Annotated in this window: 16 protein-coding genes; 3 read left to right on the forward strand and 13 right to left on the reverse strand. The window is 59.0% G+C overall.

Going from position 1 to position 17,051, the window contains the following annotated elements:
* Positions 1-11: 11 nt before the first annotated feature.
* Together R6W86_RS17760 and pta are read left to right on the forward strand one after the other, a co-directional pair.
* On the forward strand, positions 12-1,223 hold the full coding sequence (locus R6W86_RS17760) for an acetate/propionate family kinase (protein WP_410330675.1): 1,212 nt from the start codon (positions 12-14) through the stop codon (positions 1,221-1,223).
* A gap of 5 nt (positions 1,224-1,228) precedes the next feature.
* Positions 1,229-3,379: a phosphate acetyltransferase gene (pta, locus tag R6W86_RS17765; protein ID WP_410330676.1), complete on the forward strand. Its 2,151-nt coding sequence runs from the start codon at positions 1,229-1,231 to the stop codon at positions 3,377-3,379.
* A gap of 10 nt (positions 3,380-3,389) precedes the next feature.
* On the opposite strand, the gene der is transcribed toward pta, so the two are convergent.
* From der to trmJ, 13 genes are all read right to left on the reverse strand, one after another.
* Positions 3,390-4,811, reverse strand: a complete 1,422-nt coding sequence (gene der, locus R6W86_RS17770) for a ribosome biogenesis GTPase Der (RefSeq protein WP_410330677.1) — start codon at positions 4,809-4,811, stop codon at positions 3,390-3,392.
* A 9-nt stretch (positions 4,812-4,820) separates the two neighbouring features.
* Positions 4,821-5,993 carry an outer membrane protein assembly factor BamB gene (gene bamB, locus R6W86_RS17775; RefSeq protein WP_410330678.1) on the reverse strand — a complete coding sequence of 391 codons (1,173 nt, stop codon included), beginning with the start codon at positions 5,991-5,993 and terminating at the stop codon, positions 4,821-4,823.
* Positions 5,993-6,649 (reverse strand): YfgM family protein, encoded by a 657-nt coding sequence (locus R6W86_RS17780; protein ID WP_410330679.1) that lies wholly within the window; start codon positions 6,647-6,649, stop codon positions 5,993-5,995. Before R6W86_RS17780 ends, bamB begins: the two co-directional genes overlap by 1 nt.
* Before the next feature lie 41 nt (positions 6,650-6,690).
* Entirely contained in the window at positions 6,691-7,971 is a 1,281-nt protein-coding gene (hisS, locus tag R6W86_RS17785) for a histidine--tRNA ligase (protein ID WP_410330680.1), read from the reverse strand.
* Positions 7,972-8,019: 48 nt separating this feature from the next.
* Positions 8,020-9,138, reverse strand: a complete 1,119-nt coding sequence (gene ispG, locus R6W86_RS17790; protein WP_410330681.1) for a flavodoxin-dependent (E)-4-hydroxy-3-methylbut-2-enyl-diphosphate synthase — start codon at positions 9,136-9,138, stop codon at positions 8,020-8,022.
* 35 nt (positions 9,139-9,173) lie between these two features.
* Positions 9,174-10,169, reverse strand: coding sequence for a RodZ domain-containing protein (locus R6W86_RS17795; protein ID WP_410330682.1), 996 nt, complete (start codon positions 10,167-10,169; stop codon positions 9,174-9,176).
* Complete coding sequence (gene pilW, locus R6W86_RS17800; protein ID WP_410330683.1) at positions 10,159-10,920, reverse strand: type IV pilus biogenesis/stability protein PilW; 762 nt, start codon at positions 10,918-10,920, stop codon at positions 10,159-10,161. The genes R6W86_RS17795 and pilW overlap by 11 nt, the downstream gene beginning before the upstream one ends.
* 76 nt (positions 10,921-10,996) lie before the next feature.
* Positions 10,997-12,109 (reverse strand): 23S rRNA (adenine(2503)-C(2))-methyltransferase RlmN, encoded by a 1,113-nt coding sequence (gene rlmN / locus R6W86_RS17805; protein ID WP_410330684.1) that lies wholly within the window; start codon positions 12,107-12,109, stop codon positions 10,997-10,999.
* A 60-nt stretch (positions 12,110-12,169) separates the two neighbouring features.
* Entirely contained in the window at positions 12,170-12,598 is a 429-nt protein-coding gene (ndk, locus tag R6W86_RS17810; RefSeq protein ID WP_092002506.1) for a nucleoside-diphosphate kinase, read from the reverse strand.
* A 69-nt stretch (positions 12,599-12,667) separates the two neighbouring features.
* Positions 12,668-13,816, reverse strand: a complete 1,149-nt coding sequence (locus tag R6W86_RS17815) for an IscS subfamily cysteine desulfurase (RefSeq protein ID WP_410330685.1) — start codon at positions 13,814-13,816, stop codon at positions 12,668-12,670.
* Positions 13,817-13,837: 21 nt separating this feature from the next.
* Positions 13,838-14,335: a Fe-S cluster assembly transcriptional regulator IscR gene (iscR, locus tag R6W86_RS17820; protein WP_410330686.1), complete on the reverse strand. Its 498-nt coding sequence runs from the start codon at positions 14,333-14,335 to the stop codon at positions 13,838-13,840.
* Positions 14,336-14,412: 77 nt separating this feature from the next.
* Entirely contained in the window at positions 14,413-15,186 is a 774-nt protein-coding gene (gene cysE, locus R6W86_RS17825) for a serine O-acetyltransferase (RefSeq protein WP_410330687.1), read from the reverse strand.
* Positions 15,179-16,045 (reverse strand): tRNA (cytosine(32)/uridine(32)-2'-O)-methyltransferase TrmJ, encoded by an 867-nt coding sequence (gene trmJ / locus R6W86_RS17830; RefSeq protein ID WP_410330688.1) that lies wholly within the window; start codon positions 16,043-16,045, stop codon positions 15,179-15,181. The genes cysE and trmJ overlap by 8 nt, the downstream gene beginning before the upstream one ends.
* Positions 16,046-16,226: 181 nt before the next feature.
* Here trmJ and R6W86_RS17835 point away from each other — a divergent pair, with 181 nt between their 5' ends.
* The gene (locus R6W86_RS17835; RefSeq protein ID WP_410330689.1) at positions 16,227-17,027 is read left to right on the forward strand and encodes an inositol monophosphatase family protein; all 801 of its coding nucleotides are present in this window, start codon (positions 16,227-16,229) and stop codon (positions 17,025-17,027) included.
* Positions 17,028-17,051: the final 24 nt, after the last annotated feature.

Genomic DNA, 17,051 nt, shown 5'->3' on the forward strand with positions numbered 1-17,051 from the left:
GGAATCGGCTTATGTACAACACAATACTGGTGGTCAATTGCGGCAGCTCCACACTCAAGCTTGCCCTGTTTGACGAAAACAGCCTGAAATGCACCACCACCGGACTGGCGGAACGCCTGAACCACGATGATGCAGTGGCACGGATCGGCGGGATCGAAGGCGACATTCGGTTACCGGCCGGTGCGACCCATCGGCAAGCCCTGGAGGCCATGACCAAGGCCCTTACAGACTCCGGACTGCTGGCGGGCCCGCCCACCGCCATCGGGCACCGGGTGGTCCACGGTGGTGAGAATTTCCGGGAAGCCGTGCTGATAGACAATGAGGTCCGCCAGGCCATCAAAAAGTGCGCCAGCCTGGCGCCCCTGCACAACCCGGTTAACCTATCGGGGATCGAAAGCACCCTGAGTCTGTACCCGAACGTTCCGAATATTGCCGTGTTTGATACGGCGTACCACCAGACGTTGCCGCCGAAAGCCTACCTCTACGCCGTGCCCCACTCTTATTATCGGGACTGGGGAGTGCGTCGCTATGGCTTTCACGGCATCAGTCACAGCTTCATGCTGACAGAAGCGGCCAGACGGCTGGGCAAGACCCCGGCCACCACTTCCATCATTTCGGCCCACCTTGGCAACGGCTGCAGCATTGCGGCCATTCGTGACGGCCTCAGTGCCGACACCAGCATGGGGCTTACCCCACTGGAAGGTCTGGTCATGGGCAGCCGCAGTGGTGATATCGACCCCGGCCTGTTTGACTATCTGAAATCAAAGGGCATCGCCCAGGACCAGCTGCACCACGTGCTGAACCATGAAAGCGGGCTGCTCGGGCTGTCCGGCCAGACCAACGATATGCGGACACTGTGCGACCTGGCCGAACACGGGCATGAGCCATCACTGATCGCCATCGAAGTGTTCTGTTTCAGGCTGGCCCGGTACATTGGTGCAATGATGGCCTCCCTGCGCCACCTGGATGCCCTGGTGTTCACCGGCGGTATTGGTGAAAACAGCGCTCGGGTGCGGGAGCAAACCCTGGATAATCTGCAGCTCCTTGGCTTCGACATTGATGACCAGCTGAACCGCTGCAAGGGCAAATACAGTGATGGCCATATCGAGAGCGCGGAATCGAAGTTCCCGGTATTGGTGATTCCCACCAATGAAGAACTGGTGATTGCCCGGGAAGCCGCTCGTCTTGCCATCGCCTCAAACGAATCCGAAACGCCAGGATAATCACTATGGCCAAAAGTCTTTTTATCGCTCCCACCTCCATGGACGCCGGCCTCACCTCGGTCTGCCTGGGGCTGCTCCGGGCGCTTGAGCGCGTGGGCGTCAGTGTCGGCTTTTACAAGCCTTTCAGCCAGTCGGTACACGAGGCCGAAGCCCGGCATAACGCTGGCCAGGATTCCTCCGTTGCTTTCGTCCGGGACCGCAGCCACCTGGATACACCGGAACCCATTCCGCTGAAGAAAGCGCAGCAGCTGCTCAACCGGCACCAGTCCGATCTGCTGATGGAGAATGTGGTTGGTGAGTTCCACAAGGTGGCAAGTAAGGTTGATGTGGTGGTGATCGAGGGCCTTGTGCCCGACCGGAGCGAAGCCTACATTGCCCGCCTGAACGTCGAGGTGGCAAGAAACCTGGGCTCCGAAGTTATCCTGGTCAGTACCCCGAAAAGCTGCAGCCCGGAGGAGCTGGACGAGGAACTGGACTTTTCCCGCCGGCTCTATGCCGACCCCAACGATCCCGATGTTATTGCCGTGATTCTCAACAAGGTGGGAGAGCCTGAACAATCCGGCCTGACGCTGCACCGGGACAAAGAGCCGGCAGCGGCAATCGACTACCAGAAAGAATGCCAGGTATTCAGCAAAGGCCAGCTCCGTTTATTGGCCGAAGTGCCCTGGCAACCGGAGTTACTGGCCCCGAGAGTTTCCGACATCGTTCGGGAGCTGGGTGTTGAGGTACTCAATACCGGCCACATGGAGAAGCGCCGGGTGAAAACTGTATCGGTGTGCGCCCGAACCATCAGAAACATGACCGATACGCTCAAACCCGGCACTCTGATGGTTACCCCTGGTGACCGTGAGGACATCATTGTCACGACCGCTCTGGCAGCACTCAACGGGGTGCCGTTGGCCGGACTGATGTTGACCGGGGGCCTGATGCCGGCGCAATCCGTCATCGACCTGTGCCGGCGGGCCCTGGATACCGGGTTACCGGTACTGGGCTCCGACACCAACACCTATGAAAGCGCCCACATGCTTGCCAACCTGTCGTCCGCCATCCCGCTGGATGACCCTGAGCGGATTGAACGGGCCATGGACGCCGTTGCCCCCAGAATCGACGCGGAGTGGCTACGGGAGCATCTGCGTGTGGAACGCCAGAGTCGGCTGTCTCCGCCGGCGTTCCGTTACCAGCTGTCCGAACGTGCCCGGGCCGCCGACAAACGCATTGTCCTGCCCGAGGGTACCGAGCCCCGAACGATTCAGGCCGCGATTACATGCCACGAGCGGAAGCTGGCCCGCTGCGTGCTGATCGGTGACAGGAAAGAGATCGGCAGCGTTGCCGCGACACTGGGACTGGCCCTTCCGGATGACATCGAGGTGATTGAGCCCGCGGCGGTGCGCGGCCGTTACGTGGACCCCATGGTCAATCTCCGCAAACATAAGGGACTGACTCCGCAGATGGCCGAAGCCATGCTGGAAGACAACGTGGTGCTCGGTACCATGATGGTTGCTCTCGATGAGGCCGACGGACTGGTCTCTGGCGCCGTTCATACCACCGCCAATACCGTGCGCCCTGCCCTGCAGCTGATCAAGACCCACGATCAGGCCCGCGTGGTTTCCTCGGTGTTCTTCATGCTGCTGCCAGAACAGGTCGTGGTCTACGGAGACTGCGCGATCAATCCGGACCCGAACGCCGAAGAACTGGCCGATATCGCCATTCAGAGCGCGCAATCAGCTGAAGCGTTCGGCATCGAGCCCGTGGTGGCGATGATCAGTTACAGCACCGGTGAATCCGGTACCGGCCAAGATGTGGACAAGGTCCGCGAAGCCACCCGGATCGCCCGTGAGCGGAGACCGGACCTGCTTATCGACGGCCCCTTACAATACGATGCCGCAGCCATCGAGAGCGTCGGGCGCAGCAAGGCGCCGGGCAGCAAGGTGGCCGGCCGGGCCACCGTGTTTGTATTCCCGGACCTGAACACCGGAAACACTACCTACAAGGCAGTTCAACGCAGTGCCAACGTGGTCAGTATCGGCCCGATGCTTCAGGGCCTGCGCAAGCCCGTGAATGACCTTTCCCGAGGGGCTCTGGTGGAAGACATTGTCTTCACCATCGCCCTTACGGCGGTACAGGCAAAACAGGTGGAGGATGCCGGGCTGGCGTGAGCCTGCCCGGTTAACGCTTGATGCTTTTCTGGCGGGTTTTACGAATGCGGCGCCCCTTCTTCAGGTCATTGTCCTTCTTGACCTTCTGGCGCGGCGTCAGACGATCCACCTTTCCGGCGAACGGGTTCTCGCTGGAGCGGAACTCGAAACGGATCGGGGAACCTGTCACCTTCAACACCCTGCGGAAGGTGTTCTCCAGGTACCGTTTGTAGGCACCAGGCAAGGCCTCGGTCTGATTGCCATGTACCACGATGACGGGGGGATTTGACCCACCCTGGTGGGCGTACCTGAGCTTGATTCGGCGCCCATGGACCATGGGCGGCTGATGCTGGGCAACCGCATCCTGCAGGATCGCCGTCAGGCGGTTGGTCGGCCACTTGGCCATCGCCGATTCGTAGCAGGCTTCCACGGATTCATACATGACACCCACACCGGAACCGTGCAGCGCGGAAATGTAATGCTTGTCCGCATAATCCAGGAAATCCAGGCGCCGCTGCACCTGCTCCTTGACCCGGGCCCGGTCGTCCGGATCCATGCCGTCCCACTTGTTCACGGCAATCACCAGTGAACGACCAGCGTCCAGGACGAAACCGATCAGGTGCAGGTCCTGATCCACCAGCCCTTCCCGGGCGTCGATCACCAGAATCACCACATGGGCATCATCAATGGCCTGCAGGGTCTTGATGATGGAAAATTTCTCCACCACTTCGCGAACATTCTTGCGGCGGCGCACACCGGCGGTGTCGATCAATGTGTATTGACTGCCCTGGCGCTCGTAGGGAATGTAGACACTGTCCCGCGTGGTTCCGGGCATGTCGTACACCACCACCCGATCCTCGCCGAGCATCCGGTTCACCAAGGTGGATTTACCCACGTTCGGACGACCAACCACTCCGATCCGGATTCCCGGGTATTTATCAGCCCGGTCTTCCTCTTCAGCATCTTCGGGACGCGGCAGCAACTCGTCCAGCATGGACCGGATGCCCCGGTTGTGGGACGCAGCAATCAGGTACACGGATTCAAAGCCCAGGCCATAGAAATCCGCGGCCGCGACATCCGGATCCTGGCCGTCGGTCTTGTTCACCACCAGGTGCGCCTGTTTGCCGCTCCGGCGCAGGTGATCGGCGATCATCTCGTCCCCGGCGGTCAGGCCAGCACGGCCATCCACCAGAAACAACACGATGTCCGCTTCCTCGACCGCCTGCATGGACTGGCGGGCCATTTCGGCATCAAGGCCAACCTCATCGCCCGTCAGACCTCCGGTATCGATCACGATAAACCGCTGGCCCTCGTAGTTGCCCTCACCGTACTTACGGTCACGGGTGAGCCCGGGGAAATCCGCCACGAGGGCGTCCCTGGAACGGGTCATCTGATTGAACAGAGTCGACTTACCGACGTTCGGCCGGCCGACAAGGGCAATTACTGGGGTCATAATGTTGCGTTACTCTACTGGCCTGAGTTCGAAATTCATCAGGCGACCGCTGTTGCCAAAAACGACCAGACTACCATTGCTCAGGCGTTGTGCCGGTACGCGGATACCCTCATCGTCGAATTCAAGCTGACCCTGCAGACTGCCGTCTTCCTGGGATATGGCATGAAGGTAACCCTCATAGTCACCCACCACCAGGTAATCTCCCGATACCATCGGCTGGGTCAGCTGGCGCCAGGACAGGCGGTCCTGCACCCACAGTTCCCTGCGATCGGAACCCCGCAGGGCGACAATGTCCCCGTTGGCCGAAACAAGATAAATCGAACCATTGCCAATCATCGGTGCGTAAAGGCTGGATGCCTTCTTGCTCCAGATTTCCTGGCCGGTCCGGATATCCAGGAGAGCGAGCTTGCCCTGGTAACCCACCACCATCAGCGCGGAATCCAGAACCAGAGGCTGGCCGCCAATATCCACCAGACGCTCAAGTTCGGTGCGGCCCTGGGGCAGGCCGACCTCATACTGCCAGAGGGGACGCCCGGAATCGCCAGACAGCGCAATCAATTTGCCATTGGCAAAGGAAGCAATAACGATATCGCCGCCCACCAGTGGAGCCGCCGCGGCCCGCATCGAAAGTACGGGGACCTGGCCTTCATACTGCCAGAGCCTGGTTCCGTCACTAGCGTCAAACGCCAACACACGCCCGTCGGTAGTCTGGGTGACCACTATGGTTCCATTCGATTGGGGCGCCGCCAGGACTTCTGTCGGCAGTGGCACCCGCCATTGCTCTTCGCCGCCGTCAGGGGAAAGCGCGAGCAAATCGGCTTCCCTGGTCACCAGGTACAAGTGGTTCGCATCGCCACCGATGCCCGCGAAGATCCGGTCCTCTAGTTCCCGCTCCCAGAACACTTCGCCGGTTTCAGCGCCTACCGCAACCAGCTCTCCATCCGCGGATGCTGCGTACAGGGTATCGCCAGCATTCAGCGGTGCCAGGTAAAGGAAGTCACCATCATGACCGTCACCTACGGACATGCTCCAGACCTGCTTGAATTTTACTGCCGGATCAATCTCCGGAACCGGAGCGGGTTGCTCAAAGGTGTCTGTGGTGCCGCATCCGCTAAGTCCCACCAAGGCAAACACTCCTGCCAACAGAAGCGATGTCGGGCTACTGACACGAAGGCCCGACATCAGGCGTCCTCCCTGACACCGAGGTCAGACAGCTTCAGTTCAAGAATTCCGCTACGGCTCCGGGAGCTCTGTTCACGAGCGGCCAGGTAGGATTCTTTGGCCGCTTCCCGGTCCCCCTGGGCCAGCAGGATGTCACCCTTCAGTTCCGAAAAGATGGGCGCAAAGGTTCCCGCATTGCTGACACTGTCGATCGTGGCCAGAGCCGCGTCATGCTGGCCGGCAGCAAACTGGGCGCGGGCCAGACGATTCTGCACCACCAGTGTCAGTGCGGCGTGATCCTTGGCCTTTTCCAGGGCCCACTTGAGTGACTCGACGGCCCCTTCGGCATCGCCCTGCTCCATCAGCTGTTGCCGGGCAAGGATCAGGTTGCCATAGACCGCGTAGGCACTGTCGGCGTAGTCTTCCCGCAGCTTTCCCGCCACAAAGGCCACCGTCTCATCGGAAGTCTCGTCCGCCTGATTGCTGAATGCGTTCAGCAGATTGGCAAACTGGTTTGCCGCTTCAGTCCGCTGCTGTGCCTGATGGTTCTGCCAGGCTTGCCAGCCAAACACGATGGCTAGTGCGGCACCGATACCAATCAGCAGGGAGCTGCCGTTTCTCTTCCACCAATCCTTGATCGCCTGGACCTGTTCTTCTTCGGTGCGCAGTTCAGCCATGATGACTCCTGTTGGAAATTATTGCTTTTATAACGTTGGTTTCAGTTTGAAAGTACGTCCGCCAGTGCCTGAGCCAGCTCTGCCTGCAGAACTTCCCTTTGCGACTCGTCAGAGCGCAGCGGCTTCAGGCCGGCGCTACCTCCGGCCACTTCATTCTCGCCGAGAATAACGGCATAACGGGCCCCGCTCTTGTCCGCTTTCTTCATCTGGCTCTTGAAACTGCCGCCGCCACAATGGGTGACTACCACATAGTCCGGGAGTTCGTTGCGAAGCTGTTCCGCCAGTGCCAGGGCCGGGGCCACGGAACCCTCGCCCATGGCCGTCACGTAGACATCCGCGTTGCTGTTCACATGATCCGGGATCAGGTCCAGGGTTTCCAGCAACAGGATGAGGCGCTCTATCCCCATGGCGAAACCGACGGCAAATGTGGGCTTGCCGCCCAGCTGTTCCACCAGCCCGTCGTAGCGGCCACCGGCGCAGACTGTACCCTGAGCCCCAAGACTGTCGGTAATCCACTCGAAAACGGTCTTTCCGTAATAGTCGAGCCCCCGTACCAAGGCCGGATTAATCGTGTATTCAATCCCTGCCGCATCCAGTAACTCCCGCAGGCGCCCGAAATGGGCCCGGGATTCATCGTCCAGGTAATCGTCCAGGCTCGGCGCATTCTCGAGAATCTTTCGGGTACCGGCATCCTTGCTGTCCAGGATGCGCAGCGGATTGGTGCCCAGCCGGCGCTGGCTGTCTGCATCCAGTTCCGACTTGTACTGGCTCAGGTAATCCACCAGTGCGGAGCGGTAGGTTTTCCGTGATTCGGAGGTGCCGATGGAATTGATTTCCAGCCGGGTATGGCCGGAGAGTCCCAGCGCCTGCCACAGGCGGGCGGTCAGGATCAGCAATTCGGCATCGATGTCCGGGCCGCTGATACCAAAGCACTCTACCCCGATCTGATGGAACTGGCGGTAGCGACCTTTCTGAGGCCGTTCATGCCGGAACATCGGGCCCGTGTACCACAGGCGCCGGGTCTGGTTGAACAGCAGACCATGTTCCTCCGCCGCGCGCACACAACCGGCAGTGCCCTCGGGTCGCAGGGTAAGGCTGTCGCCGTTCCGATCCTCGAAGGTATACATCTCTTTCTCGACAATGTCGGTGACTTCACCGATGGAGCGCTTGAACAGGTCTGTCTGCTCGACGATCGGCATCCGGATTTCCTGGTAGCCATACTGTCGGAGAACCTTCCGCACGGTCGCTTCCACAAACTGCCATACCGGCGTCTGTTCCGGCAGGATATCGTTCATCCCGCGAATTGCCTGAATTTTAGCCAAGTGAAACCCTTAACTGTTTCTGATGGTTAACGGTGAACGTGAAACTGGTCAGTCGTCTGACCGGGCGATGATGGCCTCTTCCTGCTCTTTCCTGCGTGCCACTTCTTCCCGGATCAAGCGTTCCAGGTCATCGGTCAAGGTGGCATTATCCAGTTTCTGGTTCGGCTTGCCGCCCATATAGAACAGGTTCTTGGGGCTGCCACCAGTCAGGCCGATGTCAGCTTCCTTGGCTTCCCCCGGACCGTTGACGATACAACCGATAATAGCGACGTCCAGGGAGGTGTTGACGTCCTCCAGCCGGGCCTCCAGATCGTTCATGGTCTGGATCACATCAAAGTTCTGACGGGAGCAACTCGGGCAGGCAATGAAATTGATGCCGCGGCTGCGCAGGCGAAGACTCTTGAGAATATCGAAACCAACCTTGATCTCCTGAACCGGGTCAGCTGCCAGAGACACCCGGATGGTGTCGCCAATACCGTCCATCAGCAGCATGCCCAGACCGATGGAGGACTTGACCGTGCCCGAACGGAAACCACCGGCTTCGGTGATGCCAAGGTGCAACGGCTGCTCGATCTGGCTGGCGATTTTCCGGTAGGCATCGACGGTCATGAACACTTCGGAGGCCTTGAGACTGACCTTGAAATCCTGGAAATCATGGCGATCCAGGATCTCGATATGGCGCATGGCGGATTCAACCAGTGCATCGGCAGTAGGCTCGCCATATTTACGCTGAAGGCTCTTTTCCAGGGATCCAGCGTTGACGCCGATCCGGATTGGAATGTTCCGGTCCTTGGCGGCACTGATCACCGCGTTCACACGATCCTCGCGACCGATGTTGCCCGGATTGATACGCAAGCAGTCCACACCCAACTCGGCAACACGCAGCGCGATTTTGTAGTCGAAGTGAATGTCGGACACCAGGGGAACCGACACCTGCTCACGGATCTTGCCAAAAGCCTCGGCCGCTTCCATGGAGGGCACCGAGACCCGGACGATGTCCGCACCGGCCTCTTCCAGGGCGCGGATCTGAGCCACGGTGGCGTCCACATCGCAAGTGTTGGAGTTGGTCATGCTTTGTACCGCTATCGGCGCATCACCACCCACCGGTACATTTCCAACCATGATCTGGCGGGATTTACGTCTCTTGATCGGGGATTCGTGCTTCATGTCTGACTGACCAATAATAGTATCGATTGTACCTGTCAGAGGGACAGTGTGAATTCGGTTCGGTTGTTGGCAACCCGGAAGTCACCAAGGTTGACCGGCTCGCCCTGGAATCGTACGGAACCTACGGCGTCCACAGCTCCGATAACAATCCGGAGCGGCGCGTCCCCTGACACATCTATTCTGTCACCCCGGCGTTGAAGGGATGCGACCAGGCGGTTGCCGTCTGCATCACTTACCTGCACCCAACAATCTGCGGTGAAGGTCATCTGGAGCCGGGCGGTATTCGCAACCAATACCGGCTCTTCAGGATTCTCTACCAGCGGTTTCGGCTCCTCAACAACAGGAACCGGCTGTTCGACAGCCGGTTCCTGTGCCGGTTCCTCCACGGCCACTTCCCCAGCCAAGGGGTCGGTAGCCTCTTCTCCGACAGCATCACCGGCAACGCTCTCAGTCTCTGGTGCAGCAGATTCCTCTTCAACCGACCCACGTTCAACAACATCCTCTGTCATCTGAGTACCGGACCCGGACGGGGAATCAGCCTCTGCCACATCCGATTCAGGCTGAATTTCCGAAGCTTGCTCCGGAGCCTCAGTGCCAGTTGGCGCAGTGTCATTCTGCAGGATGAAGCGGTAAGCGAGAAAGCCCGCCAGAACAATAGCTACGATAAGGAGCAGCATCTTGGCAATGCGGCGTTTCTGGCGCCGACGGCGCTCGATGTCGACCAGGGGGTTGGCCTCATGCTGTTTTTCCCGCTCGATTCGAAGCGGTTCCAGTTCGCGATCGAGATCGATGATCAGGCTGTCGGGGTCGAGCCCCACATGGCTTGCGTAGGCCCGGACATAGCCTTTGAGGAACAGCTCGCTGTCAATCCGGGTGTGTTCACTGTTCTCGATGGCCTGAATAATCGCGGGCCTCAGGTGTTGCGCGCGGGCTATGTCGTCGGCACCAAGTCCAAGTTTTTCCCGGGCGCGCTTGAGTTGCTGCCCGACAGGATCACCTACCACTAGTTGGGGATTTTCATCACTGGCCATTAGAAATCAGTACCTTATATTGTTGGTATTCCACTGACTCCGGGTATTCATTCTTCAGCAACATTGCCAGGCTCGCCTCCTGGTCCCTGTCATTGAAATAGCGGGCAATACGAATGCCCGTATACAGGCTTTCCGCGGAATGCGTCATGCGCGGATTCCGGGCGATGGCGGTGGAAAGCCGGCTATAATAGCGTGACGCTACTTCATATTCGCCCTGCTCCACCAGTACCCGCGACAAGGCAAGCAGCGGTCGGGCATCTCCCCGGGACAGCTCTACGGCCCGGCGGTAGGACGTGACGGCATTATCCGTCTCCTCCAGGCGCTCCTGGGCCATGCCGAGATTGAAAAATACCGAGCCCCGGTCCTGGTATTCGGTGTCCCGCGATGCTGCCCGGAACTGGTCACGGGCATCCGCGAACCGGCCCTGGCTGTATAGGAAGGCGCCATAGTAAACCCTGGCCCGGGTATAGTCTCCATCGGCACTGATTGCCTTGCGGAAACTGGATTCGGCAAGCTCCGCTTCACCTTCGGCATTATAAATCAGGCCCATCGCGGCCAGTGCCGCGGGAGATTCCGGTTTCAGCTTGAGTGCCCTGTCGAGGTGATGCCGGGCGCGGTCAATGTTCCCCTGGCCAATGTAAGCCGTGGCCAGTTTTACGTAGTTATCAACAGCTTTCTGGCGATCGGCTTCCCGGGAGAACCGGCTGTCAGTCGTGGTAACACATCCAGCGAGCCCTGTGGCCAACGACATCAAAGCCACAAGGAATATACGTCTTATCACCGGTTTAGTCGCCACTGGTCTGCAGTCCTCGCATCTGGTTTGTGAATCAGGGGTTAACCTGCTGTACCTCAATGTACCGCTGACTGCGGCGGGTACGGTCCTCGACCCGGCCAACGAGTTGCCCACAAGCTGCATCAATATCATCACCCCGGGTAGTACGGATGGTGGCGATATACCCAGCCTCGTTGAGGACGGCCTGGAAGCGGCGGGTGGCATTCATGCTCGGACGCCGGAAATCACTCTCCGGGAACGGATTGAAAGGAATCAGATTGATCTTGCAGGGCAGCCCCTTCAACAGGACAGCCAGTTGCCGGGCATGTTCCGGCTGGTCATTCATCCCCTCGATCACGGTGTACTCAATGGTTGCCTTGCGCTTGTCCGGCAGCCGGCTGAGATACCGTCGCGTTGCCGCGAGCAATTCCGCTATCGGGTACTTTTTATTCAACGGTACCAACTGGTTACGCAACTCATCATTGGGGGCATGGAGCGAAATGGCCAGTGAAACATCGGTAACCTCGCCCAGACGGTCCAGCGCCGGCACCACACCGGAGGTGCTCAATGTGACCCGACGCTTGGAGATACCGTAAGCCAGGTCCTCCATCATCAGGTTCATGGCATCAACAACGTTGTCGAAGTTGAGCAGCGGCTCCCCCATGCCCATCATCACCACGTTGGTAATCGGCCGGTCAGCGTTGGGGTCGAATGGCATGAAGGCTTTTCGGGCCACCCATACCTGGCCGATGATCTCCGCTGCCGTCAAGTTTCTATTGAACCCCCGCTTGCCGGTGGAGCAGAAGGTGCAATCAAGGCTGCAACCGATCTGGGAGGAGACGCACAGGGTGCCCCGCTCACCATCGGGAATCAGCACGGTCTCGACACTGTTGCCGTTATCCATGCGCATGACCCACTTGCGGGTGCCGTCTTTGGAGCTTTCGTCATAGACCACCTCTGGCCCGCGAACTTCAGCCACCGCCTTGAGCTTTTCCCGGAGCGCCTTACTCATATTGGTCATTTGGTCGAAGTCACCCACGCCACGCTGGTGGATCCACTGCAGTACCTGCTGCGCACGGAAGCGCTTCTCGCCCAGGGATTCGAAAAAGGCCTCCAGCTTGACCTTTGGCAGCCCCAGCAGGTTGGTTTTTTCGGCAGCAGCTGTCATTTCATAACCTCGATCAAATAACCAATTCGGGGCAGCCGGAGACTGCCCCTTACAACCAGATCAGCCGCGCGGGCAAATCTCGTTGTCATTGAAGAAATAGGCGATTTCGCGCTCGGCAGAGGCCGCGGAATCAGAGCCGTGAACGGCGTTGGCATCGATAGAAGATGCGAAATCTGCGCGGATGGTGCCAGCTTCAGCTTCCTTCGGATTGGTGGCACCCATCAGATCACGGTTCTTGAGGATAGCGCCTTCGCCTTCCAATACCTGAACCACAACCGGACCGGAGGTCATGAACGCGACCAGATCGTTGAAGAACGGACGCTCTTTGTGCTCAGCGTAGAAGCCTTCAGCCTGCTCCTGGGTCAGGTGCATCATCTTGGCGGCAACAATCTGCAGACCAGCCTTTTCGAAACGGCTGTAAATTTCGCCAATCACGTTTTTGGCGACAGCGTCAGGTTTGATGATAGAGAGCGTGCGCTCGTTTGCCATGGTAAGTCTCCAGTATGGTTCGGGTTAAAAATTCTGGCCTGCGATTATACGCAGTCCGGGGGCTACTGCCTACCGCACTGAGCGCAGACGCCTAACGACATCAACGATTTGCGAACTGGCAAAGGCCACTTCTTCCTCGGTGGTGAAACGCCCCATGGAAAACCGCAGCGCCCGGTGCGCCTGTTCGTCGCTCAGCCCGATGCCGCGCAACACAAAAGAAGGCTCGATGGTTGCTGACGCACAGGCGGAGCCAGAGGAAACAGCCAGGTCCCGCAGGCCGAGCATCAGTGACTCCGCTTCCACTCCGTCAAATGAAAGATTGGCCAGGCCCGGCACACGATGGGACTCGCTGCCGTTCACGGTTACGCCTTCAAGACTCTCCAGGCCTTTCAGGAAAGTGGCACGCAGGGATTCGAGCCTTCCCATCTCCGCTTCAAGCCCATCCACAGCAATCGCAAAGGCCTTGCCCATGCCAACAATCTGGTGAGTCGGCAAGGTCCCGGAACGCATTCCCCGCTCGTGGCCTCCGCCGTGCATCTGGGCCTTGATCTGTACATCCGGGGACCGGCGTACATAGAGCGCACCAATGCCCTTGGGGCCGTATACCTTGTGCCCGGACAAAGACAACAGATCCACCGGAGTCTGGTTCAGGTCAATGGGTATCTTGCCAGCAGCCTGGGCGGCATCCACATGGAACAGCACACCCCGCTCACGAAGTTCACTGCCAATCGCAGCGATATCGGTAATGCAGCCCAGTTCGTTGTTCACCATCATCAGGCTGACCAGGACGGTGTTGCTCCGGAGTGCCCCGATGACCCGATCCCGCGGAATCCGACCGTCCGGATCTGGCTCCAGCCAGGTCACTTCCACGCCCCGATCTTCGAGCCATTTGCAGGTATCGATAACCGCCTTGTGCTCGATTTTCGAGGTAATGACATGGACGCCCCTGCGATCGCCCACCGCGCCCTTGATCGCAAGGTTATCGGATTCGGTGGCGCCGGAGGTCCAGACAATCTCCCTGGGATCGGCGGCAATCAGTTCGGCAACCTGCCGGCGGGCAGCTTCAACCGCCGCCTCCGCTTGCCAGCCATAGGCATGGGAACGGGAAGCCGGGTTCCCGAACACACCGTCAAGCGTGAGGTATTTGGCCATTTCGTCGGCAACGACGGGATCAACGGGCGTCGTGGCCGCGTAATCCAGATATACGGGCTTTTTCATGGTATGTAAGAACGTTCTGTATCAGGCCGGCGCCTGGTCGGTCAGACGGTCGGTATTGATGGCTTCGGAATCCCTGACGTCCTGGAGACGGTTCTGACGATCCGCAACCTGACGGATCTCATGCTTTTTCATCAGATCCCCGAGACTGATTTCGCTCAGGAACTGATGAATCTGATCGCTCAGATCAGACCAGAGATGGTGGGTAAGACACTTCTCCCCATTCTGGCAGTCACCTTTGTTACCACAGCGGGTGGTATCCAGGGACTCACTGACCGCATCCACCACCTCGGCGATGTAGACACGGTCGGCATCACGGCTCAGGCGGTAACCACCACCGGGGCCACGGATACTGACAACCAGTTTCTGCCGGCGCAGACGGGAGAACAGCTGTTCCAGGTAGGATAACGAGATTTCCTGCCGGGCTGATATATCCGCCAGACTGACCGGCCCCTGATCCCCGTGAAGAGCCAGGTCCAACATCGCCGTAACAGCATAGCGGCCTTTGGTGGTCAGTTTCATGGCATCGGCCCCGCGACGGGAATGAATCTCGATTAACAGATGCGAGTATGAATTGACCCAGTATTTCAGTCAAGTATTCAACCCCGCGTATCCGTGTCATCCCGGACACAGTCAAAGTCCTCTTCATCCAGCGGCGGCAGTTCGCCATTCTGGTATTCACTGTTAACCTTCCGGATGGCCTTGCACATGTTCTCGATGCGGTCATCGACCGCGTGCATGTGATCAAGCAGAGCACGCATGGCCCGCGCCACCGGGTCCGGCATTTCCTCGGTCACCCCGTAGGCATCGAAGCCCATACGTTCTTCCATCTCCTTGCGACGGACATCGTCTTCGGATTTGCGCTTGACGATCACCCGCCCCGGTATACCGACCACCGTGGCACCGGCCGGTACCGCCTTGGTCACCACCGAATTGGAGCCGACCTTGGCCCCCTCACCCACCTCGAATGGCCCGAGGATTTTGGCACCGGCCCCGACCACCACACCATTGCCAATGGTCGGGTGGCGCTTGCCCTTGTTCCAACTGGTGCCACCGAGGGTCACACCCTGGTAGAGGGTGACATCGTCACCGATAACCGTCGTCTCACCGATCACCACACCCATGCCGTGATCAATAAAGAAGCGGCGACCGATGGTTGCTCCAGGATGGATCTCGATACCGGTAAACCAGCGGGCAAGGGTTGATACCGTGCGGGCCAGCCATTTCAGTCCCAGCTTCCAGAGCCAGTGCGCAAACCGGTGAAACAGCAACGCATGCAGGCCCGGGTAATTGGTGAGAACCTCGAACGTGTTCCGTGCCGCCGGATCCCGGTGAAAAACACTGTTAATGTCTTCCCTCAGTTGTTCAAACATGGCCTTCTTCCTGTCCCGTCGCCGATGACTCACCATCGGTGGATTGGCGTTGATTTGGTGCCTTGCCGGCAGCCTTCTGGGCCGCCGTCAGGATGCCACGGAGAATGTTGACTTCCATCTGATCAAGTCTGGCCCGCTGGAAAAGCCTCCGCAAGCGGGTCATCAGCTGGCGCGGATTTTCACGGCGGTGAAACTCCACGTCCACAAGCATCTGTTCCAGGTGTCCGAAGAATCCTTCCACATCCCTGACCGAAGCCGGAGACACATCCCAACCGGCATCGCCCGGTGCCGACATGGGCTTGAGGTATGGGCTACCTTCGCCACCTTCAAGGCTCCGAAGATAAAGCATCCGCAATTCGTAACACATCACCTGTACCGCCATGGCCAGATTCAGGGAGCTGTATTCCGGGTTGGACGGGATATGAATGTGGTGGTGGCAATGCTGCAGTTCGTCATTACTCAGACCGTTGCTCTCGCGCCCGAACACCAGTGCGACGCTGCCTCCGGCAGCCCCCTCGGAAGCGGTTTCGGCTGCTTCCGGGGGTGGCATCACCGGCCAAGGCACCTTCCGACCACGGGCACTGGTGCCCATCACCAGCACGCAATCGTCAATGGCCTCTGCCAGGGAGCCAACAACCTGTGCACGATCGAGCACATCCGAGGCACCGGCAGCGCGGGCATAGGAGGCTTCGTCCGGAAAGGATTTCGGATTGACCAGCCACAGGTTCCCCAGCCCCATGTTTTTCATGGCCCGGGCAACCGCGCCAATGTTTCCCGAGTGGGAGGTTTCCACCAGAACAATGCGGATCCGGTCGTTATAGGTGTCCGGGCCATCCATAGGGAGCGCGGGTTTGTGCATGGTCGAAAAGCCTGTTTCTGTCTGCATAGTGAACCAAGCGCGACATGATAGCAGAACCGCTACCCTTCCACCTCTCCGGAATAGCCCCCATCCGGGGTTTTCCGGAGTCAAAAAACATACAAGGGAGGTGATCTTTTGCTATCATACGCGGCCTCCACACACCTGGATAATGAACACTCAGATGCAACCAGCAATCAAAATGGCCCTGCGCGTTGCGCGTCAGGGGTCCGACTACCTGAAAGCCCATTTCGAGCGACAGGAACCCAATGGCAAGGACGAGAGCGAACGTCGTAGCCAGCTGGATCGGGTTGAGCAATCCATTTATGACAATTTCAGGGAGCAGCTCGAGAAGTCCTACAAGGACCACACGATAGCTCCGTTGAATGAGGCCAGCGCCGGCACCAGCGAGAAGAGCTGGCACATCTTTCCGGTGCTGGGCCGCGAGAACTTCCTCCGCGGGATTCCGGATTTCGTTCTGGCCCTGTCCCAGAAACGGAACAACCGCACTGAAAACCTGCTGATCGTGAACCCGATTACCGGAGAGGAGTATTCCGCCTCCCGGGGTCACGGCGCAGCCCTGAACAGCCGGCGGGTACGGACTTCAGAAGTCAGGCATTTCGATAAGGCCGCCATTGCCACCAACCTGCTGGACCAGGCCCGCAAGAGCGAGAATTCACAGCTCTGGGGTGAAATGGCTGCAGTTGTCGCCCACGATTCAGCCATGTTCCGCAGTTCCGGCTGCGTGGTGCTGGATATTGCCAGAGTCGCCTCGGGCAGCCTCGATGCTGCCATCATCTTCCGCCCGGAAGCGACCGATCTGGACCTGGGAGTCACCCTTGCCATGGAATCCGGTGCACTGACTGGTGATTTCTCCGGCAACCCGTCTACCGGTAACGCCCGTCAACTGGTCGTGGCCAACCCGAAACTGTTCCGGGAAGTACTGAAAACACTCCACCCCTTCCAGGGCCGCCTGCCGCGCTGACAAACAGGTCCGGCAAGCCATAAA

This window comes from Marinobacter sp., from assembly GCF_046484525.1.
Classification (GTDB): Bacteria; Pseudomonadota; Gammaproteobacteria; order Pseudomonadales; family Oleiphilaceae; genus Marinobacter.

What these genes read in the sequence shown, in the direction of transcription:
- R6W86_RS17760 (WP_410330675.1), top strand. Translation starts at nt 12, where the DNA reads ATGTACAACACAATACTGGTGGTCAATTGCGGCAGCTCCACACTCAAG.
- pta (WP_410330676.1), top strand. Translation starts at nt 1,229, where the DNA reads ATGGCCAAAAGTCTTTTTATCGCTCCCACCTCCATGGACGCCGGCCTC.
- der (WP_410330677.1), bottom strand. Translation starts at nt 4,811, where the DNA reads ATGACCCCAGTAATTGCCCTTGTCGGCCGGCCGAACGTCGGTAAGTCG.
- bamB (WP_410330678.1), bottom strand. Translation starts at nt 5,993, where the DNA reads ATGTCGGGCCTTCGTGTCAGTAGCCCGACATCGCTTCTGTTGGCAGGA.
- R6W86_RS17780 (WP_410330679.1), bottom strand. Translation starts at nt 6,649, where the DNA reads ATGGCTGAACTGCGCACCGAAGAAGAACAGGTCCAGGCGATCAAGGAT.
- ispG (WP_410330681.1), bottom strand. Translation starts at nt 9,138, where the DNA reads ATGAAGCACGAATCCCCGATCAAGAGACGTAAATCCCGCCAGATCATG.
- R6W86_RS17795 (WP_410330682.1), bottom strand. Translation starts at nt 10,169, where the DNA reads ATGGCCAGTGATGAAAATCCCCAACTAGTGGTAGGTGATCCTGTCGGG.
- pilW (WP_410330683.1), bottom strand. Translation starts at nt 10,920, where the DNA reads ATGTCGTTGGCCACAGGGCTCGCTGGATGTGTTACCACGACTGACAGC.
- rlmN (WP_410330684.1), bottom strand. Translation starts at nt 12,109, where the DNA reads ATGACAGCTGCTGCCGAAAAAACCAACCTGCTGGGGCTGCCAAAGGTC.
- ndk (WP_092002506.1), bottom strand. Translation starts at nt 12,598, where the DNA reads ATGGCAAACGAGCGCACGCTCTCTATCATCAAACCTGACGCTGTCGCC.
- R6W86_RS17815 (WP_410330685.1), bottom strand. Translation starts at nt 13,816, where the DNA reads ATGAAAAAGCCCGTATATCTGGATTACGCGGCCACGACGCCCGTTGAT.
- iscR (WP_410330686.1), bottom strand. Translation starts at nt 14,335, where the DNA reads ATGAAACTGACCACCAAAGGCCGCTATGCTGTTACGGCGATGTTGGAC.
- cysE (WP_410330687.1), bottom strand. Translation starts at nt 15,186, where the DNA reads ATGTTTGAACAACTGAGGGAAGACATTAACAGTGTTTTTCACCGGGAT.
- trmJ (WP_410330688.1), bottom strand. Translation starts at nt 16,045, where the DNA reads ATGCACAAACCCGCGCTCCCTATGGATGGCCCGGACACCTATAACGAC.
- R6W86_RS17835 (WP_410330689.1), top strand. Translation starts at nt 16,227, where the DNA reads ATGCAACCAGCAATCAAAATGGCCCTGCGCGTTGCGCGTCAGGGGTCC.